Consider the following 23,188-nt stretch of genomic DNA (forward strand, 5'->3'; position numbering starts at 1 on the left):
TGAGCTAGAGCGCGAGCAGCTCCTTGGTCGTGATGGTGAGTAGCTCGGGTCCGCCGTCCGCCTCGGGGCGCACGACGAGCGTGTCATCGATCCGGACGCCGCCCCGCCCCGGGAGGTGTACCCCGGGTTCGACGGTGACCGGCACGCAAGCGTCCAGTTTACCCATGGCCGCGGGAGCCAACTGCGGGTCCTCGTCGATTTCGAGTCCGACCCCGTGCCCGGTGAGCGCCGGGAGGCGTTCCGAATAGCCCGCGCAGTCCAGGACCTGGCGTGCGGCGCGGTCCACGTCCCGGTGCGCGGTGCCCGGCACCAGGCTCTCACGGCCGGCCCGCTGGGCGGCGAACACCAGGTCGTACAGCTCGATCTGCCAGTCCGCCGGTGAGGTGCCGATGACGAACGTGCGGCCGATCTCGCAGCGGTAACCGCGGTAGGAGGCGCCGAGGCAGACGGAGAGGAAGTCGCCCTCCTCCACCCGCCGGTCGGTGGGCCGGTGCCCGCGCCGCCCGGAGTTCGGGCCGGTGCCCACGGACGTGGGGAAGGCGGGCCCGTCGGCGCCGTGGTCGACGAGACGGCGCTCCAGTTCGAGGGCGAGGTGGCGTTCGGTGCGGCCGACGAGGATGGACTCCAGCAGCTCCCCCAGGGCCTGGTCGGCGATCTCGGCGCCGATGCGCAGGCAGGAGATCTCCTCCTCGTCCTTCACCACCCTGAGCTGTTCGACCGCGCCGCCCAGGTCGGCGAGACGGATCCGGGGGGCGACGGAGCGCAGGGCGCGGTGCCGGGTGACCGTGAGGTGGTGCTCCTCGACGGCGAGGCAGTCGCCACCGGCGCCGCCGGCCACGAGGAGGCCCACGGCGGCCACGGCGGGGTCGCCGCCGGCGCCGGGGAGGGTGTGCACCTTCAGGCTGTCGTCCGGGCGGGCCTCGGCGGGGCGGTCCTCCGGCGGGCCCGCGCACACCAGGAGGTCCTCGTCGCCCAGCAGCAGGACGGCACCCTGCGGGGCCGCGCCGGCGAGGTACCTCACGTTGGCGGGCCGGGAGATCAGCGCTGCCGCGTTGCCGGAAGCGTGACAGCGTTCTTTCAGTCGTGTGCGACGGGTCGCGTACACCTCTGACATGTGTCGAGCGTAGGAGCGGTGGCCGGAAACCGCCGGTCGGGCTGCGCCGAGCGGGGACCGGCGTCAGGGTCCTACCACTTCGGAGGACTGGCGATCGCCCTCGCCAGCACCTCGTCCAGGACCCTCGCCGTGGTGGGCACGTCGAGCTGGGAGTTGTCGATGATCGGCAGGCCGGAGCCGTACCAGCCGGCCATCCGGCCGTGGATGCGGGCCACCTCCTCGTCGGTGAGGCGGCGGTTGCCGGAGCGTTCGGCGTTGCGCTCCAGGACCACCTCCAGGCCCGGGAGGAGGACGACCGGCAGCAGCCCGGGACCGACGTGCCGCTTCCAGCCGCCGAGGCCGACCGCGGGGCGGTCAGGGAAGATCGCGTCGTCGAGGACGCAGGAGATCCCGTTGGCGAGGAAGTTGCGCGCGGCGAAGCCGCAGGTGCGGCGGGCCAGGCGGTACTGGGCCTCGGAGTGGTCGTTCCAGCCCGACTGGGGGTCGGCGAAGCCCGAGCGGACCCATTCGCGGACGTCGTCGAGGCTGATGTGGGCGGTGGGCACCCGACGGTGGTCGGCCCAGTACTTGGCGACGCTGGTCTTCCCCGCCCCGGCGGGCCCGATGAGCAGCACCGCGAGGGTGGTCGCCGCCGGGTCGGGGGCGGACGCGGCGGGCGGCACGCTGGGCATGGGCACGGGCCCGCCCGGTGGCAGGGGCACATGCCCGGTGACGTCACCGCCCTGGGCGACGGTCACGTGCGGCGGCACGGACGGCTGTGCGGGAGCCGGCTGCGGCGCGGGCGGCACGGAGGGCTGCGGCACGGGCGGCACGGAGGGCTGCGGCTGAGGCATCGGCGGCACGGAGGCCTGCGCCGTGGAGGGGAAGCCTCCGAAGGCCGGCCCCCCGGCGAACCCGGGGCCGGCCGGAACCGGCGGCGGCGCGAAGGCGCCGGGCTGGGATCCGGTCGCACCCGGCTGGTGTCCCTCGACGGGCGGGGCGGCCGGTGGGGGCGGCGTGGGTGGGGGCCAGGTGGAGGCCGGTCCGTGCCCCGGCTGGTGGGGCGGCGGCAGCGGAGAACCCACTGCGTGCTGCATCCGGTGCCACTCCGTCTCGTACAGGCAATGGGCGCTGGCGTGGGGCGAGGACCCCTCGGGGGCGCGGGAGCCCCGCGTCGCTCCGAACGGTACCGCCCCCGGCCGTCGTTTGGTGAACGGCCGGGGGCGGTCAGAAGTGCCCGTCGGGAAAAGCGAATCGGGCTTAGGGGTCCTTGGACCACGCGACCCGGACGGGCATGGTGAAAGGACCCCTTAAGGGGATCGCCGGGACTACTCGCCCACTTCGCCGTAGGCGGCGAGGAGGATCGCCGGGTCGGGGCCCTCCAGGACGGTCGGCTTGGCGAGGCCGTCGAGGACGATGAACCGCAGCAGGTTGCCGCGCGACTTCTTGTCGACCTTCATCGCCTCGAGCAACTTCGGCCACTGGTCGTACCGGTAGTGCAGCGGGAGGCCCACCGACTCCAGCACCGTGCGGTGCCGGTCCGCCGTGGCGTCGTCCAACCGGCCCGCGAGACGGCCCAGTTCGGCGGCGAAGTGCATGCCGACGGAGACGGCCGCGCCGTGCCGCCACTTGTAGCGCTCGTTCTTCTCGATGGCGTGGCCGAGCGTGTGCCCGTAGTTGAGGATCTCCCGCAGGCCCGACTCCTTCAGGTCGGAGGAGACGACCTCCGCCTTGACCCTGATGGAGCGTTCGATCAGCTCGGCGGTGTGCGGGCCGGCCGGGGTGCGGGCGGCCTCGGGGTCGGACTCGACGAGGTCGAGGATCACGGGGTCGGCGATGAAGCCGGCCTTGATGACCTCCGCGAGCCCGGAGACGTAGTCGTTGACCGGGAGGGAGTCCAGCGCGGCCAGGTCGCACAGCACGCCGGCCGGCGGGTGGAAGGCGCCGACGAGGTTCTTGCCCTCGGCGGTGTTGATGCCGGTCTTGCCGCCGACGGCCGCGTCGACCATGGCGAGCACGGTGGTCGGGACGGCGATCCAGCGCACCCCGCGCAGCCAGGTCGCGGCGACGAACCCGGCGAGGTCGGTGGTGGCGCCGCCGCCGACGCCCACGACGACGTCGGTGCGGGTGAACCCGGACTGGCCGAGGGCCTTCCAGCAGTAGGCGGCGACCTCGGCGGTCTTGGCCTCCTCGGCGTTGGGCACCTGGATGGCGACGGCCTCGTAGCCCTGCTCCGCCAGATCGGCGCGGAGCGCGTCACCGGTCTCGGCGAGGGCCTCGGGGTGGATGACGGCGACCCGCCTGGCCCTCTCGCCGATCAGCCCGGCGAGTTCGCCGAGCAGCTGACGGCCGACCAGGACGTCGTACGCCTCGGAGCCCGCGCTGCCGCCTACCCTGATCCTCGTCACCTGCTGAGCCATGACTTCCTCCGGCCGGGGGTCCGGGGGTTCTCCCCCGGGAGTTGCAGTCTTCAACTCCAGTGCGTCCAGGGCGGCTTGCGTGACCTCTTGGGGGGTGCGGCCGTCGGTCGGCAGGACGGCCGTGGCGACCTCCTCGTACAGGTGCCGCCGTGCCTCCATCAGCTCGCGCCACTGCTTGCGCGGGTTGACGGCGAGCAGCGGGCGGGCCGTGTTGAGGCCGGTGCGCTTGACGGCCTCCTCGACGTCCATCGACAGGTACAGGACGCGCTGTCCGGCCAGCAGGCCGCGCGTGTCCTCGTCGAGGATCGCGCCGCCGCCGAGCGAGAGGACGCCGTCGTGCTCGTCGAGGGCGCGGCGCACGGCCCGCTTCTCGGCGGCGCGGAAGGCGGCCTCGCCGTCCTCGACGAAGATGTCGGCGATGGCGCGGCCCTGCTCCGCGACGATGTCGGCGTCGGTGTCCCGGTAACCGACCCCGAGCCGTTCGGCGAGCATCTGCCCGACGGTGGACTTGCCGACGCCCATCGGCCCGACCAGGACGACCAGCGGCCCGCTCATCGGATGTGCAGGTTGTCGAGGTACGAGCGCACGTTGCGGCGGGTCTCGGGCACGCTGTCGCCGCCGAACTTCTCGGCGACGGCGTCCGCGAGGACCAGCGCGACCATGGCCTCGGCGACGATGCCGGCGGCCGGCACCGCGCACACGTCGGAGCGCTGGTGGTGGGCCTGGGAGGCCTCGCCGGTGGACACGTCGACGGTGCGCAGGGCCCGCGGCACCGTGGCGATGGGCTTCATCGCGGCGCGCACCCGCAGCAGCTCGCCGGTGGTCAGGCCGCCCTCGGTGCCACCGGAGCGGCCGGTGGCGCGCTTGATGCCCTCATCCGTGGTGACGATCTCGTCGTGGGCCTTCGAACCGGGCACGCGCGCGAGGTCGAAGCCGTCGCCGACCTCGACGCCCTTGATGGCCTGGATGCCCATGAGCGCGGCGGCGAGCCGGGCGTCGAGCCTGCGGTCCCAGTGCACGTGCGAGCCGAGGCCCACGGGCACGTCGTAGGCGAGGACCTCGACGACTCCGCCGAGGGTGTCGCCGTCCTTGTGCGCCTGGTCGATCTCCGCGACCATCGCCTTCGAGGCGTCGGCGTCCAGGCAGCGCACCGGGTCGGCGTCGAGCCTCTCGACGTCAGCGGGGGTCGGGTAGACGCCGTAGGGCGCCTTGGCCGCGGCCAGCTCGACGACGTGGGAGACGATCTCGATGCCGGCCGTCTCCTTCAGGTACGACCGGGCGACGGCGCCGAGCGCGACACGGGCGGCGGTCTCGCGCGCGGAGGCGCGCTCCAGGATCGGGCGGGCCTCGTCGAAGCCGTACTTCTGCATGCCGGCCAGGTCGGCGTGGCCGGGGCGGGGGCGGGTCAGCGGTGCGTTGCGGGCGAGTCCGGCGAGCACCTCGGGGTCGACCGGGTCGGCCGCCATGACCTGCTCCCACTTGGGCCACTCGGTGTTGCCCACCATGATCGCGACCGGGGAGCCGAGGGAGAGGCCGTGCCGGACGCCGCCGAGGAAGGTGATCTCGTCCTGCTCGAACTTCATCCGCGCACCGCGCCCGTAGCCGAGCCGGCGCCTCGCCAGATGGTCGGCGACCATCTCCGTGGTGATCGGCACGCCGGCGGGAAGACCCTCCAGCGTCGCCACGAGTGCGGGACCGTGGGACTCCCCCGCGGTCAGCCAGCGCAACCTGCTCAACGGTGCTCCTCAGTGCTCGCGCCTGGTACTGCCCTGCGTACGCGGGTCCTCGCGTACGGCAACGGCGGGACCGGGTGCGCGACCCTGGTCCGCCACCTACGATCCTCCCACGTCCACGGCCCCGTCCCGGCCGCCGGTCCATCAGGCGGACGGCGGCCCGGACGGGCCGGGGTCACCGCGCGTCGTCGCGCCGGTTCTGCGGGGCGTACGCGCCGAGGAAGTCCGCGCCGCTCGGGCCGTTCGCGGGAGCGGGCTGCGAGGCGGGGGCCGCCGGCTGCGGGGCGGGAGCCTGCTGGTTCTGCGGGGCGTACGCGCCCAGGAAGTCCGCGCCACTCGGGCCGTTCGTGGCCGCCGGCTGCGGGGCGGGAGCCTGCTGGTTCTGCGGGGCGTACGCGCCCAGGTAGTCCGCGCCTCGGCGCTGACCCTGCTGGGCGGCGACGTGCGCGGCGACGCCGGACCGCACCGCGCGCCGGTGGTCGATCTTGCGCTTCAGCTTCAGGATCCACGAGGCGACCACGAGGAGCAGGATGAGTCCGATCACGGTGATCTGCGCCCACTCGGGCAGGAACCGCAGGAAGAACTCGAAGATCTCGCTCTTGCCGGACGCCAGCGGCACCCCGTCGGACACGTTCGTCATGTACCTGACTCCCCCTAGGCCGTACTCCGCCCCCTGCGGAACTCAGCGGATCCTAGCGGGTGGAGAGCGCCTGCTCCCCCGCTTTTCGCATCGCGTCCAGCGGAGCCGGCGCCCGCCCGGTCATCTGCTCCACCTGGAGCACCGCCTGGTGCACGAGCAGGTCCAGCCCGCTGACGACCGCGCCGCCGAACATCGACCAGCGGGCGGCCAGTTCGGTGGGCCACGGCTCGTACAGCACGTCGAACAGGGTGGCGGGCCGCTCCGGCACCGAGGCGGCGAGCGCGTCCGTGGCCCCCGCCGGGGTGGTGGCGACGACGAGCGGGAAGGCGAGCGCCTCGGCCGCGTCCGCCCAGTCGGCGGTACGGACCTCGACGTCGAGGCGCTCGCCCCACTCGCGCATCTCGGCGGCCCGGGCCTCGCTGCGCACATAGGCGACGACCTCGCCGGAGCAGACGCGGGACAGGGCGGCCAGCGCGGAGGAGGCGGTGGCGCCGGCGCCGAGGACCGCGGCCGAGTCGACCTGCTCGACACCGTGCTCGCGCAGCGCGGCGACCATGCCGGGGATGTCGGTGTTGTCGCCGACACGGCGGCCGTCCTCGGTGAACACCAGGGTGTTGACCGCCTCGACGGCGGCCGCGGTCTCGCTCACCTCGTCGAGCAGCGGGATGACCGCCCGCTTGAGCGGCATGGTCAGCGACAGCCCGGCCCACTCGGCGCCGAGTCCGTCGAGGAAGGCGGGCAGCGCCGCCTCGTCGACCTCGAAGCGCTCGTACGTCCAGTCCGTGAGCTCCAGCGCCCGGTAGGCGGCGCGGTGCAGCACCGGGGACAGGGAGTGGGCGATGGGGCTGCCCAGCACCGCGGCCCGGTGCCGGCGGGCGTGCTGCGTCGTGGCTGTCTCGCTCATGGCCTCAGTTCTTCTTGGCGCTTTCGTTGAACTTGTCCTTCAGCCGCTCGAATTCCGCGTAGGTCTTGGCGAATTCGGTTTTGTTCTGGCCGTCGGTGGCCACGAAGTAGATCCAGCCGTCGCTCGTCGGATTCAGCGTCGCCGCGAGTGCGTCCGCCCCCGGATTGCCGATCGGTCCCGGCGGCAGGCCCCGCTGCGTGTACGTGTTGTACGCGTCCTGGTTGCTGTTGATCTCGGACTCGCTGATGTGGATGTTGCTCTCGTTCTTCAGGTAGTTGAAGGTCGAGTCGAACTGCAGCTTCTGGTTGGTCTCGGTGTTCGTGGGCTTGAGGCGGTTGTAGACGACCTCGGCCATCTTGCGGAAGTCGTCGTCGGTCTTGCCCTCGGCCTGGACGAGGCTGGCGACCGTGATGACCTGCAGCGGGCTCTCCAGGTCGAGCGCCGCGGCCTTGGCCTGGAGGTCGAACTTGCCGTAGGCGGCGTCGGCCCGGCGGATCATCTCCTTGAGCACCACCGCGGGCTTCATGCCCTTCGCCGCGGGATAGGTGCCCGGGCAGAGGAAGCCCTCCAGCGGGTCCTTGATGTCCTTGTCGCTGTTCGCCCACTCGGGCAGCCCCAGATTCTTGTACTCCTTCTCCGCCACGTTTCGCGTGGTGCCGGAGGCGAGACCGAGTTTCTGGTCGATCACCTTGTAGACCTGGATGTTGCGCTGGCCGGGCGCGACGATCATATTGGCCTGGCTCTTCGGGTCGAGCATCATTTCCACGGCGCTCTTCGCGGACATCTGCTTCTTCAGGATGTACGCACCGGCCTGGATGTTCCCGCCGTCGGGGTTCTGCGTCATCGCCGAGACGAACGCGTCCACGCTCTTGACGACGCCCGCGTCCTTCAGCCGGCGGCCGATGTCGGCGCCGCCCGCGCCCTTGGGGATCTCGACGCTCACGGTCTGGCCGGTGCCCTCGCCCGCGTAGTCCGGAGCCGTGCCGTAACGATTCTGGTAGAACTGGTAGCCGAAGTAGCCGACCCCGCCGATGCCGCCGCCGAAGACGAGCACGACGAACAGGCAGGCGAATCCGTTGCGGCGCTTCTTGCCCTTCGGATCTCTGCCCTTGCCCGCCGCACCGCCGCGGCCCCGCCCGCGCCCGCCCGGCTCGTCCTCGTCCTCCTCGGCGTCGCCGCCAAGGTCGCCCTGCGCGCCGCGGCCGGGGTTGCCGGCCGTCTGCGCCGTGTCCGGCCCGTCGCCCGCGAAGAAGGGGTGCTCGTCCTCCTCCGGACCTGAGGTGAACTCCGACTGCTCCTCAGGGCCGGGCTCGGCGCGCCGGCGTGCGGGCGGCTCCGGCGGCGGATAGGCGTCGGGCGTGCCGTAGAGGTCGGGCTGCTCGGCGCCGTAAGCGGTTGCCTGCTGGCCGTACGGGTCCCCCGGGTCGGCTGCGTACGGCACGTGCGCGTGCGTGCCGGTGCCGTCCCAGCCGCCCTCCTGGTACGCCTGCGGTACGCCCTGCTGGGCGAACTGCTGGTTCTCGTCCGGGTATTGGCCCGGCCCGGGGTACTGCGGCTGGCCCTGACCGGCGTAGTGCTGCGGGTCGTAGGACTGCTGGTGCTGCTGACCGTACGCATGCGGGTCGTACTGCTGAGCCTGTCCGTCGCCCCAGTCGCCGTATCCCGGCTGCTGCGGCTGCTGCGGGTGGTGCTGCGGCTGGCCGCCGTAGGCAGGCTGATGGCCGGCGTGGGCCTGCTGCCCTTCCCATCCGCCGTCCCCGTACAACGGGTCCTCGGGATGCCACGGTTCGGAGCCAGGGCCCCGGCCATACTCAGTCATCGATCCCCTAGAGCCGCGAGGCGGCGGTCGCGCGGCTTGTGGACCGAGCAGCCGTTCCGTCTCTCTTTGTGCGGCAGCTGTTCGAACACCGCCGCATCGCGCGGAACGTTACCGTATCGCGATCAGATGACCACTTCGACGCCCTCACCCGGTGCTGTACCTGACACCCGTTCGGATTCCAGCGCCTGTTGGAGGATGATCACAGCGGCTGCCTGGTCGACGACGGAGCGTCCCTTCTTGGACTTCACCCCGGCCGCGCGCAGTCCCTGACTGGCCGTCACGGTCGTCATCCGCTCGTCGACGAGCCGGACCGGCACCGGTGCGATGCCCTTCGCCAACTCCTGTGCGAACGCACGGACCTTGACCGCGGCCGGGCCCTCGCCCCCCTTGAGGGAGCGGGGCAGACCGACGACGACCTCGATCGGCTCGTACTCCTCGACCAGCTGCCCCAGCCGCCGGTGAGCGGCCGGCACGTCCCGGCCGGGGACCGTCTCGACCGGGGTGGCGAGGATCCCGTCGGGGTCGCAGGAGGCGACCCCGATCCGGGCGTCCCCGACGTCGATCGCGAGGCGACGGCCGCGGCGCATGCCCCGGCCGTCCCCGCTCGTCATCGTGTCGTCGCTCACTTGGCCGTTTCCGCCACGAGGCGCTCGACGGCGTCGACGGCGTCGCCGACGGCCGACGGGTTCTGGCCGCCGCCCTGGGCGACGTCCGGCTTTCCGCCACCGCCGCCGCCGAGGGTCTTGGCGGCGGCCCGCACGAGATCGCCGGCCTTCAGACCGCGCTCGCGGGCGGCCTCGTTGGTGGCGATGACCGTGAGCGGCTTGCCGCCGGCGACGGTGAACAGGGCCACCACGGCGGCCCGACCGCCCTGGATGCGACCGCGCACGTCCAGGACCAGCTTGCGCAGGTCGTCGGCGGTCGTGCCGTCGGGCACCTGACCGGCCACCAGCGCGACACCGCGTACGTCCTTGGCGGAACCGGCGAGTCCGGCGGCGGCCTGGAGCACCTTCTCGGCGCGGAACTTCTCGATCTCCTTCTCGGCGTCCTTCAACTTGCCGAGCATGGCGGAGACCTTCTCCGGGAGCTCCTCCGGGCGGCCCTTGATCAGCTCCTGGAGCTGGGCCACGACGGTGTGCTCACGGGCCAGGAAGTTGTAGGCGTCGACGCCGACGAGAGCCTCGATACGGCGCACACCCGAGCCGATCGACGACTCGCCGAGCAGCTTCACCAGGCCCAGCTGGGCGGTGTTGTGGACGTGCGTGCCGCCGCACAGCTCCTTGGAGAAGTCGCCGATGGTGACGACGCGGACCCGCTCGCCGTACTTCTCGCCGAACTCGGCGATGGCGCCCTGCTTCTTGGCCTCGTCGATGCCCATGACCTCGGCCTGGACGTCCAGGTCGCGGGCGAGCACCTCGTTGATCTTCTGCTCGACGTCGGTCATCACGGCCGTCGGAACGGCGGACGGCGAGCCGAAGTCGAAGCGGAAGCGGCCGGGCTGGTTCTCCGAACCGGCCTGGGCGGCCGTCGGGCCGAGCGCGTCGCGCAGGGCCTGGTGGGTGAGGTGCGTGGCCGAGTGGGCGCGGGCGATGGCCTTACGACGGCGGCCGTCGATCGAGGCCAGGGCCTTGGCGCCGACGGTCACCTCGCCGAACTGCACGACGCCCTTGTGGACGTACACGCCGGGAACCGGCTTCTGGCAGTCGCGGATCTCGACGACCGCGCCGGAGTCCACCTTGATCCGGCCGGTGTCGCCGATCTGGCCGCCGCCCTCGGCGTAGAACGGGGTGCGGTCCAGGACGATCTCCACCTGGTCGCCCTCGGTGGCGGCCGGCGAGGAGACGCCGTCCACGAGGATGCCGACGATCGTCGACTCGCCCTCGGTGTCGGTGTAGCCGATGAAGTCGGTCTCGCCGGCCTTGTCGGCGATCTCACGGTAGGCGCCGGCGCCGGCGTGGCCGGTCTTCTTGGCCTGGGCGTCGGCCTTGGCGCGCTCCCGCTGCTCCTTCATCAGGCGGCGGAAGCCTTCCTCGTCCACGGAGAGGCCCTGCTCGGCGGCCATCTCCAGGGTGAGGTCGATCGGGAAGCCCCAGGTGTCGTGGAGCAGGAACGCCTTGTCGCCGGCGAGGACGGTGCCGCCGGACTGCTTGGTCTCGGTGACGGCGGTGTCGAGGATGTTGGTGCCGGCCTTCAGCGTCTTGAGGAAGGCGTTCTCCTCGGCGAGGGCCACCTTCTCGATGCGCTCACGGTCGGTGATGAGCTCCGGGTACTGCTGCCCCATCATCGCGATGACGGTCTCGACGAGGTCCTTGACGACCGGACCGGTGGCGCCGAGGAGACGCATGTTGCGGATGGCGCGGCGCATGATGCGGCGCAGCACATAGCCGCGGCCCTCGTTGCCGGGGGTGACGCCGTCACCGATGAGCATCACGGAGGTGCGCATGTGGTCGGTGACCACGCGCAGGGAGACGTCCGAGTCGTGGGCGTCGCCGTAGCGGACGCCGGTCAGCTCGGTGGCCTTGTTGATGACGGCCATCGAGGTGTCGATCTCGTACATGTTCTGCACGCCCTGCAGAATCATGGCGAGGCGCTCGAGGCCGAGGCCGGTGTCGATGTTCTTGCTGGGCAGTTCGCCGAGGATCTCGAAACTGTCCTTGCCGGTGCCCTCGCCCCGCACGTACTGCATGAAGACGAGGTTCCAGATCTCCACGTACCGCTCGTCGTTGACGGCGGGGCCGCCCTCGACCCCGAACTCGGGGCCGCGGTCGTAGTTGATCTCGGAACACGGACCGCAGGGGCCGGGGACCCCCATGGACCAGAAGTTGTCCTTCATGCCGAGGCGCTGGATGCGCTCCTTCGGCACGCCGACGACCTCGTGCCAGATGCGCTCGGCCTCGTCGTCGTCCTTGTAGACGGTGATCCACAGACGCTCGGGGTCGAGCCCGTAACCGCCCTTGTTCTGGGGCGTGGTGAGCAGCTCCCAGGCGTACTCGATGGCGCCCTGCTTGAAGTAGTCGCCGAAGGAGAAGTTGCCGCACATCTGGAAGAAGGTGCCGTGGCGGGTGGTCTTGCCGACCTCTTCGATGTCGGGCGTGCGCACGCACTTCTGCACGCTGGTGGCACGCGTGAAGGGCGGCTTGACCTCACCCAGGAAGTAGGGCTTGAAGGGCACCATGCCGGCCGGGACGAGGAGCAGAGTCGGGTCGTCCGCGATGAGCGACGCCGAAGGGACGACGGTGTGCCCGCGCTCCTCGAAGAAGCTCAGCCAGCGGCGGCGAATCTCGGCCGACTCCATCAGTGGTCCTCATTCCGGTTGTACGAGTGCTTCGTTGGCGAAGACGTCGGGGCCTCGACGTGCTTCGGGTGGCTGCGGTCGTGCTCAATGGCGGCGAACCGCCGGGGCGCGGGGAGTTCGGGATCCTCGTGGATGCCGAGGGCCTCCTCCAGCTCGGCCTCCCGCCGGGCCATGTTGTCGCGGACGTCGAGCGCGAAGCCCACCGCGCGGTCCTTGAGGCGCGCTCCCGTCTCGAGTGCCTTGTTCGCCGCGGTCGCGGCGAGACTCTCGGGGGTCAGCTGCCTCAGCTTGCGGTTGACCTTGGTGGTGGCCCACACGCCGGCGGCGACGCCGGAGGTGAACCAGAACGTACGACGGAACATCGCGGGGTCTCAGTCCCTACTTTCCACGGAGGTTCCACCGGCCGCGCCGCGACGCCGGGACGGTCCGGCCCACGATCACGGTCCGGCGGGACTCCTTGGCGGGCACGTCGTCCTTGCGGCCGCCGAGTGCACGGCGCACGCCGTAGCCGAAGGCGGCGACCTTCACCAGGGGGCCGCCGAAGGTGGAGGCGACCGTGGTGGACAGGGCGTGGGCGTTCGACGTGACTTCCTGGACGTCGGAGGCGATCGCGTCGACCCGGTCGATCTGGGTCTGCGCGGAGCGCACCGCCGAGGAGGCCTCCGCGAGCAGCGGGACGGCCTGGTCGGTCACGTCGGCGACCAGTTTGGTGGTAGCCCTGAGCGTCTGGGCCAGCCTCGCCAGCGCGAGCGCCAGGAAGGAGACCAGAATCGCCCAGAACACGGCCACCAGGATCCCGGCCACCTCTCCACCGGACACCGCGCACCTGCTTCCGCTCTCGGCGACAATCAACGACATCGATCAGGGTTCCGAGCCTATCGCGCCGACGCCGCCGTTCCGTACTGGATAAGGGGCCCACGCGGTCTGCCCGTGAGGGGGGGTGCGCGAAGGCCCGCCGCCTCGCCCGCCCCGAGGGGCAGGGAGACGACGGGCCAGGGCGCGGAGGTCCTACGGCCGGCTGGTGATCAGCGGGCGTAGTACTCGACGACGAGCTGCTCGTCGCAGATGACCGGGATCTCCTTGCGGTTCGGCTCGCGGTCCAGGCGGAACGCCAGGGCCTTGAGGTTCACCTGGAGGTAGCGCGGGGTCTCACCCTCGGGGGCGAAGCCGCCCTCACGGGCGATGGAGAAGAGGGTCTTCTCGCGGCTGCGCTCGCGGACCATCACGACGTCGTCGGGACGGACGCGGAACGAGGGCTTGTCGACCTTCTGGCCGTTGACCTCGATGTGGCCGTGCACGACCATCTGGCGGGCCTGGTAGATCGTGCGGGCGATGCCCGAACGCAGGACCAGGGCGTCGAGACGACGCTCCAGCTCGATGATCAGGGCCTCACCGGTCTTGCCCTGGACCTTGGAGGCACGCTCGTAGGCGCGGACGAGCTGGCGCTCGGACACGTCGTACTGCGCGCGCAGACGCTGCTTCTCGAGCAGACGGACCTTGTAGTCCGAGTTCTGCTTGCGGCCGCGGCCGTGCTCACCCGGCGGGTAGGGACGGGCCTCGAAGTACTTGACGGCCTTCGGGGTCAGCGCGATGCCGAGCGCACGCGACTTCTTGACCTTGGGGCGGGACTGGTTCGCCACGATCTCTCATTTCTCAGTGTTCGGCTCGTCAGGGTTGAGGGAGGTCGCATCCGCAGCCGGGGAAACCCTTCGCGCCCTGGTGGACGCGATGGGCAGCCGCTCCCTGGTCTGGGCACATACGTGCAGCACGCGAGTGGCCCACCTACCGTGAAGGTGGTGGGCTGCCCGCGACACCATTCGAACGGTGCGCGACGCTCCTGGAACCCGCTGGGGTTCCGGCCGGCCGTCCCGTTCTGACAGCACGGGACACAGCACTTCGGGAGAGTTTACAGGGTGCTCAGGACCGCTTCCGACCGAGGTGCTTCCTGGTCCACTCCACGGCGTCCGCGTACCGGGCCTCCGAGCCGTGCCGGGTCGGCGTGTAGTACTCGCGGTCCTTGATCTCCTCCGGCGCGTACTGCTGCGCGGCGATCCCCTCGGGCAGGTCGTGCGGGTAGACGTAGCCCTGGGCGTGCCCCAGTTTGGCGGCGCCCTTGTAGTGCCCGTCCCGCAGATGCGGCGGCACGGGACCGGCCAGGCCCTTGCGTACGTCGTCCAGGGCGGCGCCGATCGCGGTGGTCGCGGAGTTCGACTTGGGGGCCAGGGCGAGCGCGATGGTGGCGTGGCTGAGGGTGAGCGCGGCCTCGGGGAAGCCGATCAGGGCGACGGCCTGGGCGGCGGCCACGGCGATGGGCAGGGCGTTCGGGTCGGCGAGGCCGATGTCCTCGCTGGCGGAGATCATCAGGCGGCGGGCGATGAACCGGGGGTCCTCGCCGGCCTCGATCATGCGGGCGAGGTAGTGCAGGGCGGCGTCGACGTCGGAGCCGCGGATGGCCTTGATGAGGGCACTGGCGACGTCGTAGTGCTGGTCGCCGGCGCGGTCGTACTTCACCGCGGCCCGGTCGACCGTCTCCTCCAGCGTGGCGAGGGCGATCCCTGTCTCGCCCTTGTCGAGGGCGGCCCCGGCCGCCGCTTCCAGAGCGGTGAGGGCGCGCCGGGCGTCGCCGCCGGCGATCCGCAGCAGGTGCTCCTCGGTGTCCTCGGGGAGGGTGACGGCGCCCCCGAGGCCGCGTTCGTCGGTGAGGGCGCGCCGCAGCAGACCGCGCACGTCGTCGTCGGTGAGGGGTTCCAGGGTGAGCAGCAGTGAGCGGGAGAGCAGGGGGGAGATGACCGAGAAGTACGGGTTCTCGGTGGTCGCCGCGATGAGCGTCACCCAGCGGTTCTCGACCGCGGGCAGCAGGGAGTCCTGCTGGGCCTTGCTGAAGCGGTGGATCTCGTCGAGGAAGAGGACGGTCTCCTTGCCGTAGGCCCCGGTGGCGCGGCGGGCGCCGTCGATGACCGCGCGGACCTCCTTGACGCCGGCGGTGATCGCGGAGAGCTCGACGAAGCGCTTGTCGGTGGCCTTGGAGACGACGTACGCCAAGGTGGTCTTGCCGGTGCCCGGCGGGCCCCAGAGGATCACCGAGGAGGGTCCGGCGGGGCCGCCCGCGCCCTCGCCGACGAGGCGGCGCAGGGGTGAGCCGGGTTTGAGCAGGTGCTGCTGGCCCACGACCTCGTCGAGGGTGCGCGGACGCATCCGCACCGCCAGGGGGCTGCCGGCGGGCTCCTTCTCCTGGCGGTCTTCTGCTGCGGCGGTGAACAGGTCGGGCTCCACGCTGAAACCCTAAAACACCGCACTGACAATCCCTCCGGGACGGTCAGCTGGTCCAGAAGTCCCACCAGCGGGTGAGGACCAGCATGCCGATGATGCCGATGTGCAGTACCGGCAGGACCCAGGTGAACTCGCCGAAGAAGCTCTTCAGCCAGCGCGGGGCCGGGAGGAAGTCGTTGCGGATGTTGAACGAGGTCACGTACCAGAACATGATGATCGTCGCGACCCAGGCCAGCGAGCACCACAGGCACAGCGCGTTGATCCGGTACAGCGACTGGAACATCAGCCAGGCGCAGAAGGAGACGCCGAACAGGGTGCCCGCGTTGAAGGTCAGCCAGTACCAGCGGGGGAAGCGGGCCCGGCCGAGCAGGCTGATGCCGACGCAGACGACGATGCCGTAGGCGACGAGGCCGAGCATCGGGTTGGGGAAGCCGAAGACGGCGGCCTGCTTGCTCTCCATGACGCTGCCGCAGGAGACCACGGGGTTCAGGCTGCAGCCCGGCGTGTACGACTTGCCGGCGACCTTCGCCTCGAGCAGCTTGAACTTGTCGATCGTGATGACCCAAGCGGCGAGCAGACCGGCCGCGCCGGTGATCATCAGCAGCAGGGCGAACGCGCGGCTGCCGCCGGCCGTGCCCGGCGCGGTCGCCTCGTCGCGCTCCGGCTCGGGTTCGGTGTCCACGGCTTTCACTGTCGTCTTGCTCATCACGCCGATTCCGTCACTTGAGAGTTGGACGTTCCTCTGACAGGGCTCATTGTGCCGCACCGGGGCGTGAGTCCACCGTTCGGTGGACATAAAGAGGGATCGTCCGACGGGACGAATTCGCGCCCGCCGAGTTGACGTGGAAGGGGCGCGCGGAGGCGAGGACTCCCCCGCGCGCCCGCCTCTCAGCCCAGCCTCGACTCCAGCTCGGCCACGATCTCGTTCACGCCGACCGCCGTCTGCTCCCCGGACTCCATGTCCTTCAACTGCACGACGCCCTCGGCGAGATCCCGCTCACCGGCGACGATCGCGTACCGCGCCCCGCTCCGGTTGGCGTTCTTCATCGCCCCCTTGAGCCCCTTCGCGCCGTAGGAGAAGTCGGCGGCGACACCGAGCTTGCGCAGTTCGGTGACCTTGGCGAACAGCACCCGGCGGGCCTCCTCCCCGAGCGGCACCGCGAACACGCTGGTGGACGCGGGGAGTTCGAGCTTGACGCCCTCCGCCTCCAGGGCGAGGACCGTGCGGTCGACGCCGAGCGCCCAGCCCACGGACGGCAGCGCGGGGCCGCCGATCATCTCCGACAGCCCGTCGTAGCGGCCGCCGCCGCCCACCGCGGACTGGGAGCCCAGGCCGTCGTGGACGAACTCGAAGGTCGTACGGGTGTAGTAGTCCAGGCCGCGGACCAGCTTGGGGTCGTCCTCGAAGGAGACGCCCGCCGCGGTGATCAGCTCGCGGACCTCCTCGTGGTAGGCCTTGCACGCGTCGCACAGGTAGTCGCGAAGCAGCGGGGCGTCCCCGAGCTGCTTCTGCACCGACTCGCGCTTGTCGTCGAGGACGCGCAGCGGGTTGATGTCGGCCCGGCGCAGCGTGTCCTCGTCGAGGTCCAGTCCGCGCAGGAAGTCCTGGAGCGCGGCCCGGTACACCGGCCGGCACTCCTTGTCGCCCAGGCTGTTGAGCAGGATGCGGAAGTCGCGCAGCCCCAGCGAGCGGTAGGCCTGGTCGGCCAGGATGATCAACTCGGCGTCCAGGGCGGGGTCCTCCGCGCCGATCGCCTCGGCGCCGACCTGGGAGAAGTGGCGGTAACGCCCCTTCTGCGGGCGCTCGTAGCGGTAGTACGAGCCGGAGTACCAGAGCTTGACGGGGAGGTTGCCCGCCTTGTGGAGGTTGGCCTCCAGCGCGGCGCGCAGCACGGAGGCGGTGCCCTCGGGGCGCAGGGCGAGCTGGTCGCCGCCCTTGGTCTCGAAGGCGTACATCTCCTTGGTCACGATGTCGGTGGACTCGCCTACACCGCGCGCGAAGAGTTCCACGTTCTCGAAGCCGGGCGTCTCGATGTAGCCGTAGCCGGAGTTGCGCAGCGGCGCGGCGATCGCCTCACGGACGGCGAGGTACTGGGCGGAGTCGGGCGGCAGAAGGTCGTACGTGCCCTTGGGGGCCTGAAAGGTACTCACGGAAGGTCTCGTCACATTCCTCGTCGGGGAGCCCGGGGTGCTCCCTGGCCGTCGGCCGCCACCTGCCGCAGATACGGGTTGGCGGCGCGCTCCTGGCCGATGGTCGTCTGGGGGCCGTGGCCGGACAGCACCACGGTCGAGTCGTCGAGCGGCAGGCACACGCGTGCCAGCGAGTCGAGCATCTCGGCCATGTCGCCGCCGGGCAGGTCGGTGCGTCCGATGGAGCCGGCGAACAGCAGGTCGCCCGAGAAGAACACGGACGGGATGTCCGCGGTCTCGGGCATCCGGAAGGTCACCGACCCCTTGGTATGCCCCGGCGCGTGCGCGACGGACAGCTCCAGGCCCGCCAGCTCCAGCTTCGCGCCGTCGGACAGCTCCCGGACGTCGTCCGGCTCCCCGACCGTCAGCTCGCCCATCAGCGGCATTCCGATGGACCGCCCGAGCGCCTTCTCGGGGTCGCTCATCATGAACCGGTCCTCGGGGTGGATCCAGGCGGGCACGTCGTGCGCGCCGCACACGGGGACGACCGAGGCCACATGGTCGATGTGGCCGTGGGTGAGGACGACGGCGACGGGCTTGAGCCGATGCTTTCTGATCGCTTCCTCGACTCCGGGGGCCGCCTGATGGCCCGGGTCGATGATCACGCACTCCTCACCGGCGGCGGGGGCGACGAGATAACAGTTCGTCCCCCAGGCCCCGGCGGGGAACCCGGCAATGAGCACGATCGTCCTTCGTTTGTATCGGTACGGGTGGGCTTGCGAGCGACTGCGCCCGTCGTCAGAGCCTACCGGCGCTGCCGTTTCCTCAGCGAACCCATATACGGTACGGGGCACACGCAGGCGGACGGCTCATCAGACGCACGCGTACCCGTCGTTGCACGAGACGCATGAGGAGAGAACCCGGTGGTCACCCAGGAACAGCGCAAGCGGCAGCTCGCCCGGGAGAAGTTCTTGCGGCAGCAGCAGCGCCGCACGGCCGCGCGGCGCAAGGCGCGTGTGCGCAACTCGGTGATCGCGTCCGTGCTCGGCGTGATCGTGGTGGGCAGCCTGACGCTCTACACCACGGGCGCCCTCAAGGACGACGACAAGGCGAAGGCGAGCTCCGAGGCCAGCCCGGCCCCCTCGCCCAGCAAGGCCGCCGACCCGTGCGCGAAGCCGGCCGCGGGCTCCGTCAAGAAGGAGACCTGGAAGAAGGAGCCGGCGGTCACCATCGACAAGTCGGCCAAGTACACGATGAAGCTGGACACGACCTGCGGCGCGATAGACATCGCGCTGAAGGCGTCGGCGGCCCCGCACACCGTGAACTCCTTCGACTTCCTGGCCTCCAAGGGATACTTCGACCACACCAAGTGCCACCGGCTGACCGCCGAGGGGATCTACGTGCTGCAGTGCGGCGATCCGACGGGCAGCGGCAGCGGCGGTCCGGGCTACACCATCCCGGACGAGAACCTCAAGGACGCGAGCCTGAAGGGCAACGTCTACCCGGCGGGCACGGTCGCCATGGCGAACACCTCGCAGCCCCACACGGGCGGCAGCCAGTTCTTCCTCGTCTACCAGGACAGTCCGCTGCCGCCCAGCTACACACCGTTCGGTACGGTGTCCGAATCGGGCATGGCGGTGCTGAAGAAGATCGCCGCCGCGGGTGAGAACACGGGAGCCGGTGACGGCGCCCCGAACGCGACGGTCGTGATCGACAAGGCGACGGTCTCGAAGTCCTGACGTCAAGGCGGCCGACCGGGCAATTTCGGTGGCGCTGGATGCGGACAGGCGGCCCGCCGGTCGCCTATGTTGGCCGTGACGAAACTGTGGACGATGCCCGGGGGCTCGAAAGCCCCTCGTCGGCATCATGTGGAGGAGGCGCTGTGAGCAGCGACCCGTGGGGCCGCGTCGACGAGACGGGGACCGTGTACGTGCGTACGGCCGACGGCGAGCAGGTCGTCGGTTCCTGGCAGGCGGGCTCCCCCGAGGAGGCGCTTGCCTACTTCGAGCGCAAGTACGAGGGCCTGGTTGTCGAGATCGGCCTCCTCGAGAAGCGAGTCCGGACCACCGACCTGTCGGCGAAGGACGCCCAGGTCGCCATCGACCACATCCGCGAGCAGGTCGACGCGCATCACGCGGTCGGCGACCTGGACGCGCTGCGGACGCGGCTGGACAAGCTCGTGGCGACGGTGGAGGCGCGCCGTGAGGAGCGCAAGCAGCAGCGCGCCAAGCAGTCCGACGAGGCCCGCAAGGCCAAGGAGGACCTGGTCGCGGAGGCGGAGCAGCTGGCGCAGTCCGACCAGTGGCGGGCGGCCGGTGAGCGGCTGCGGGCCCTGGTGGACACCTGGAAGGGCCTGCCGAGGCTCGACCGCAAGTCGGACGACGAGCTGTGGCACCGGTTCTCGCACGCCCGCTCGGCGTTCTCCAAGCGGCGCAAGGCCCACTTCGCGCAGCTGGACGCGCAGCGCGAGGAGGCCCGCCGGACCAAGGAGCGGCTGGTCTCCGAGGCCGAGGCGCTGTCCGGTTCGACGGACTGGGGTCCGACGGCGGCGCGTTACCGCGAGCTGATGGCGGAGTGGAAGGCGGCGGGCCGCGCCCAGCGCGAGCACGAGGACGACCTGTGGAACCGCTTCCGCGGCGCCCAGGACGTGTTCTTCGCCGCCCGCAGCTCGGTCTTCGCGGAGCGGGACGCCGAGCAGTCGGAGAACCTGAAGCTGAAGGAGGAGCTGGCCGGTGAGGCCGAGAAGATCCTCCCGGTGACGGATCTGAAGGCGGCGCGGGCCGCGTTCCGTTCGGTCAACGAGCGGTGGGAGGCCATCGGCCATGTGCCGCGTGACGCCCGGCCGAAGGTCGAGGGCCGGATGCACGCGGTGGAGCGGGCGATCCAGGAGGCCGAGGAGGCCGAGTGGCGTCGGACGAACCCGGAGGCGCGTGCGCGTGCCGCGGGTCTGACCGGTCAGCTCCAGGCCGCCGTCGACAAGCTGAAGGGCCAGATCGAGCAGGCGCGCGCCCAGGGCAACTCCGCGAAGGCGGAGAAGCTGGAGCGCGAGCTGGAGGGCCGCCAGGCGCTGCTGGACCAGGCGCTGAAGGGCCTGCAGGAGTTCGGCGGCTGACACGCGCGCGAAGAGGCCCCCGCACCCGAGGTGCGGGGGCCTCTTCGCGCGCTCTGCGGGCTAGTCGGACGGCCGGCGGGCCGAGGTGACCCGGTAGACGTCGTAGACGCCCTCGACGCCGCGTACGGCCTTCAGGACGTGTCCCAGGTGCTTGGGGTCGCCCATCTCGAAGGTGAAGCGGGAGGTGGCGACCCGGTCGCGGGAGGTCTGGACGGCGGCGGAGAGGATGTTGACGTGCTGGTCGGACAGGACGCGGGTGACGTCCGACAGGAGCCGGGAGCGGTCGAGGGCCTCGACCTGGATGGCGACCAGGAAGACCGAGGACTGCGTCGGCGCCCACTCCACGTCGAGGATGCGTTCGGGCTCGCGGGACAGTGACTCCACGTTGACGCAGTCGCTGCGGTGAACCGATACTCCACTGCCGCGCGTGACGAACCCGATGATCGGGTCGCCCGGGACGGGCGTACAGCAGCGGGCGAGCTTGACCCACACGTCATCGACGCCCTTGACCACGACGCCGGGGTCGTTGTTGCTGCGCCGCTTGCGGCTGCGGGTGCGCGACGGCGGGACCGCCTCGTCGATCTCCTCGGTGGCCGCCTCCTCGCCGCCGAGGGCCTGCACCAGCTTCTGCACGATGTTCTGCGCGGAGACGTGGCCTTCGCCGATCGCCGCGTACAGCGCGGAGATGTCCGAGTACCGCATCTCGTGCGCGAGCGTCACCAGCGAGTCGCCGGTGAGGATGCGCTGGATCGGCAGGTTCTGCTTGCGCATCGCGCGGACGATGGCGTCCTTGCCCTGCTCGATCGCCTCGTCGCGGCGCTCCTTGGAGAACCAGGCCCGGATCTTGTTGCGGGCCCGCGGCGACTTGACGAAGTTCAGCCAGTCCCGGGACGGTCCGGCGCCGGCCGCCTTGGAGGTGAAGACCTCCACCAGGTCGCCGTTGTCGAGGGTCGACTCCAGGGGCACCAGACGCCCGTTGACCCGGGCCCCTATCGTGCGGTGGCCCACCTCTGTGTGGACCGCGTAGGAGAAGTCCACCGGCGTGGCCCCGGCCGGAAGCGCTATGACGTCGCCCTTGGGCGTGAAGACGAAGACCTCGTTGCGGGACAGGTCGAAGCGCAGGGACTCCAGGAACTCGCCGGGGTCCTCGGTCTCCTTCTGCCAGTCGAGCAACTGGCGCAGCCACGCCATGTCGTTGAGGTGGTCGTCCTTGCCCTTGCCGGACGACTTGGGCGCGTCGGTGCGCACCTTGGAGGCGCCGGCGACGGCTTCCTGCTTGTACTTCCAGTGCGCGGCGATGCCGTACTCGGCGCGGCGGTGCATGTCGAAGGTGCGGATCTGCAGTTCGACGGGCTTGCCGTTGGGGCCGATGACCGTCGTGTGCAGCGACTGGTACATGTTGAACTTGGGCATCGCGATGTAGTCCTTGAACCGGCCGGGGACCGGGTTCCATCGCGCGTGCACGGTGCCGAGGGCCGCGTAGCAGTCGCGGACGGTGTCCACGAGGACGCGGATGCCCACTAGGTCGTAGATCTCCGCGAAGTCGCGGCCGCGGACGATCATCTTCTGGTAGACGCTGTAGTAGTGCTTGGGGCGGCCGGTGACGGTGGCCTTGATGCGGGCGGCGCGCAGGTCGGCCTGGACCTCGTCGGTCACTATGGCCAGGTACTCGTCGCGCTTGGGGGCGCGTTCGGCGACGAGGCGGACGATCTCGTCGTACATCTTGGGGTAGAGGATCGCGAAGGCGAGGTCCTCCAGTTCCCACTTGATGGTGTTCATGCCCAGGCGGTGGGCGAGCGGCGCGTAGATCTCCAGGGTCTCGCGCGCCTTCTTCTCCTGCTTCTCGCGCTTGAGGTAGCGCATGGTGCGCATGTTGTGCAGGCGGTCGGCGAGCTTGATGACCAGGACGCGGGGGTCCTTGGCCATGGCGACGACCATCTTGCGCACGGTCTCCGCCTGCGCGGCCTCACCGAACTTGACCTTGTCCAGTTTGGTGACGCCGTCGACGAGGAGGGCGACGGTGTCGCCGAAGTCGCGGCGCAGCTGGTCCAGGCCGTACTCGGTGTCCTCCACGGTGTCGTGGAGGAGGCCCGCCATGAGGGTGGCCGGGTCCATGCCGAGTTCGGCGAGGATGGTGGTCACCGCGAGGGGGTGGGTGATGTAGGGGTCGCCGCTCTTGCGCTTCTGGCCGCGGTGCCAGCGCTCGGCGACCTGGTAGGCCTTCTCGATCTGGCGGAGCGTGGCCGTCTCGATCTTCGGGTCGTTGCTGCGGACGATCCGCAGCAGCGGTTCCAGGACCGGGTTGTAGGGGTTGGCGCGCTGGACGCCGAGCCGGGCGAGGCGGGCGCGGACGCGGTTGGAGGAGCCGGAGCGGGCGGGCGGCTGCGCGGCGGCCTGCCGGGAGACGGGCGCGGACTCGGGCCGCTCGGGCGGGGCCGGCTTGGGGCGGGACTCCCCGGCGGGCTTGTCGACGGGCGCGGAGCGGTCGTGCTCGACCGGCCCGCGGGCGTCGTCGTGCGCGTGCGACGCGGGCGTGGCCGCGGGCGCCGAGGCGGACTCGGGCTTGGCGGCGGTCAGGTGCTGGGCCTCGTCTGGCAAGAGGACTCCTCGTGCGCGATCCGGGTCCCCGGTCAGGCTCCGGAGCACCCATCGTAGCCATGCCGGGCCTCCGGATCGCCTCCAGTCCGGTGTGAGAGCGGTCTACCCGTGCAACACGAGGGGCGGGCGCCGGATTCCTCCGGCGCCCGCCCCCTGTTCGTATCGCGTTCGCGT

19 protein-coding genes are annotated in these 23,188 nt (G+C 71.0%); 2 read left to right on the forward strand and 17 right to left on the reverse strand.

Annotation, left to right across the window (positions count from 1 at the left end; all coding sequences use genetic code 11):
* Nucleotides 1–4 precede the first annotated feature (4 nt).
* The 16 genes from ACIOC0_RS23395 to ACIOC0_RS23470 form a co-directional block, all read right to left on the reverse strand.
* The gene (locus tag ACIOC0_RS23395; protein WP_402157279.1) at nucleotides 5–1,114 is read right to left on the reverse strand and encodes an aminopeptidase P family protein; all 1,110 of its coding nucleotides are present in this window, start codon (nucleotides 1,112–1,114) and stop codon (nucleotides 5–7) included.
* A gap of 71 nt (nucleotides 1,115–1,185) precedes the next feature.
* Nucleotides 1,186–2,190, reverse strand: a complete 1,005-nt coding sequence (locus tag ACIOC0_RS23400) for an AAA family ATPase (RefSeq protein ID WP_402157281.1) — start codon at nucleotides 2,188–2,190, stop codon at nucleotides 1,186–1,188.
* Nucleotides 2,191–2,421: 231 nt separating this feature from the next.
* Entirely contained in the window at nucleotides 2,422–4,068 is a 1,647-nt protein-coding gene (aroB, locus tag ACIOC0_RS23405; protein ID WP_402157282.1) for a 3-dehydroquinate synthase, read from the reverse strand.
* A complete protein-coding gene (aroC, locus tag ACIOC0_RS23410) occupies nucleotides 4,065–5,249 on the reverse strand; it encodes a chorismate synthase (RefSeq protein WP_352248027.1) in 1,185 nt (394 codons plus the stop codon). The genes aroB and aroC overlap by 4 nt, the downstream gene beginning before the upstream one ends.
* Nucleotides 5,250–5,421: 172 nt before the next feature.
* The gene (locus tag ACIOC0_RS23415; RefSeq protein WP_402157283.1) at nucleotides 5,422–5,886 is read right to left on the reverse strand and encodes a hypothetical protein; all 465 of its coding nucleotides are present in this window, start codon (nucleotides 5,884–5,886) and stop codon (nucleotides 5,422–5,424) included.
* A gap of 52 nt (nucleotides 5,887–5,938) precedes the next feature.
* A complete protein-coding gene (locus tag ACIOC0_RS23420; RefSeq protein ID WP_402157284.1) occupies nucleotides 5,939–6,790 on the reverse strand; it encodes a shikimate dehydrogenase in 852 nt (283 codons plus the stop codon).
* Between the two features lie 4 nt (nucleotides 6,791–6,794).
* On the reverse strand, nucleotides 6,795–8,609 hold the full coding sequence (mltG, locus tag ACIOC0_RS23425; RefSeq protein WP_402157285.1) for an endolytic transglycosylase MltG: 1,815 nt from the start codon (nucleotides 8,607–8,609) through the stop codon (nucleotides 6,795–6,797).
* A 122-nt stretch (nucleotides 8,610–8,731) separates the two neighbouring features.
* Entirely contained in the window at nucleotides 8,732–9,220 is a 489-nt protein-coding gene (ruvX, locus tag ACIOC0_RS23430; protein ID WP_402157661.1) for a Holliday junction resolvase RuvX, read from the reverse strand.
* Nucleotides 9,221–9,231: 11 nt separating this feature from the next.
* Nucleotides 9,232–11,904 (reverse strand): alanine--tRNA ligase, encoded by a 2,673-nt coding sequence (gene alaS, locus ACIOC0_RS23435; protein WP_402157287.1) that lies wholly within the window; start codon nucleotides 11,902–11,904, stop codon nucleotides 9,232–9,234.
* Nucleotides 11,904–12,266 (reverse strand): hypothetical protein, encoded by a 363-nt coding sequence (locus tag ACIOC0_RS23440; protein WP_402157289.1) that lies wholly within the window; start codon nucleotides 12,264–12,266, stop codon nucleotides 11,904–11,906. The genes alaS and ACIOC0_RS23440 overlap by 1 nt, the downstream gene beginning before the upstream one ends.
* 16 nt (nucleotides 12,267–12,282) lie before the next feature.
* The gene (locus ACIOC0_RS23445) at nucleotides 12,283–12,723 is read right to left on the reverse strand and encodes a DUF948 domain-containing protein (RefSeq protein ID WP_130444501.1); all 441 of its coding nucleotides are present in this window, start codon (nucleotides 12,721–12,723) and stop codon (nucleotides 12,283–12,285) included.
* 206 nt (nucleotides 12,724–12,929) lie between these two features.
* Nucleotides 12,930–13,544 carry a 30S ribosomal protein S4 gene (gene rpsD, locus ACIOC0_RS23450; protein ID WP_015661793.1) on the reverse strand — a complete coding sequence of 205 codons (615 nt, stop codon included), beginning with the start codon at nucleotides 13,542–13,544 and terminating at the stop codon, nucleotides 12,930–12,932.
* A gap of 277 nt (nucleotides 13,545–13,821) precedes the next feature.
* Nucleotides 13,822–15,177 (reverse strand): replication-associated recombination protein A, encoded by a 1,356-nt coding sequence (locus ACIOC0_RS23455; protein WP_402157291.1) that lies wholly within the window; start codon nucleotides 15,175–15,177, stop codon nucleotides 13,822–13,824.
* Between the two features lie 43 nt (nucleotides 15,178–15,220).
* A complete protein-coding gene (locus tag ACIOC0_RS23460) occupies nucleotides 15,221–15,880 on the reverse strand; it encodes a vitamin K epoxide reductase family protein (RefSeq protein ID WP_402157292.1) in 660 nt (219 codons plus the stop codon).
* A gap of 182 nt (nucleotides 15,881–16,062) precedes the next feature.
* Entirely contained in the window at nucleotides 16,063–17,325 is a 1,263-nt protein-coding gene (gene hisS, locus ACIOC0_RS23465) for a histidine--tRNA ligase (RefSeq protein ID WP_402157293.1), read from the reverse strand.
* Nucleotides 17,326–17,336: 11 nt separating this feature from the next.
* The gene (locus ACIOC0_RS23470) at nucleotides 17,337–18,047 is read right to left on the reverse strand and encodes an MBL fold metallo-hydrolase (protein WP_402157294.1); all 711 of its coding nucleotides are present in this window, start codon (nucleotides 18,045–18,047) and stop codon (nucleotides 17,337–17,339) included.
* A gap of 180 nt (nucleotides 18,048–18,227) precedes the next feature.
* On the opposite strand from ACIOC0_RS23470, the gene ACIOC0_RS23475 reads away from it, so the two are divergent.
* Both ACIOC0_RS23475 and ACIOC0_RS23480 read left to right on the forward strand, forming a co-directional pair.
* The gene (locus ACIOC0_RS23475) at nucleotides 18,228–19,043 is read left to right on the forward strand and encodes a peptidylprolyl isomerase (protein WP_402157296.1); all 816 of its coding nucleotides are present in this window, start codon (nucleotides 18,228–18,230) and stop codon (nucleotides 19,041–19,043) included.
* A 143-nt stretch (nucleotides 19,044–19,186) separates the two neighbouring features.
* Nucleotides 19,187–20,416 (forward strand): DUF349 domain-containing protein, encoded by a 1,230-nt coding sequence (locus tag ACIOC0_RS23480; protein ID WP_402157298.1) that lies wholly within the window; start codon nucleotides 19,187–19,189, stop codon nucleotides 20,414–20,416.
* 60 nt (nucleotides 20,417–20,476) lie between these two features.
* Here the strand turns inward: ACIOC0_RS23480 and ACIOC0_RS23485 are convergent, their stop codons facing one another.
* A complete protein-coding gene (locus ACIOC0_RS23485) occupies nucleotides 20,477–23,014 on the reverse strand; it encodes a RelA/SpoT family protein (RefSeq protein ID WP_402157299.1) in 2,538 nt (845 codons plus the stop codon).
* Between the last annotated feature and the right edge of the window lie 174 nt (nucleotides 23,015–23,188).

This window comes from Streptomyces sp. NPDC088254 (genome assembly GCF_044740925.1).
GTDB lineage: Bacteria > Actinomycetota > Actinomycetes > Streptomycetales > Streptomycetaceae > Streptomyces.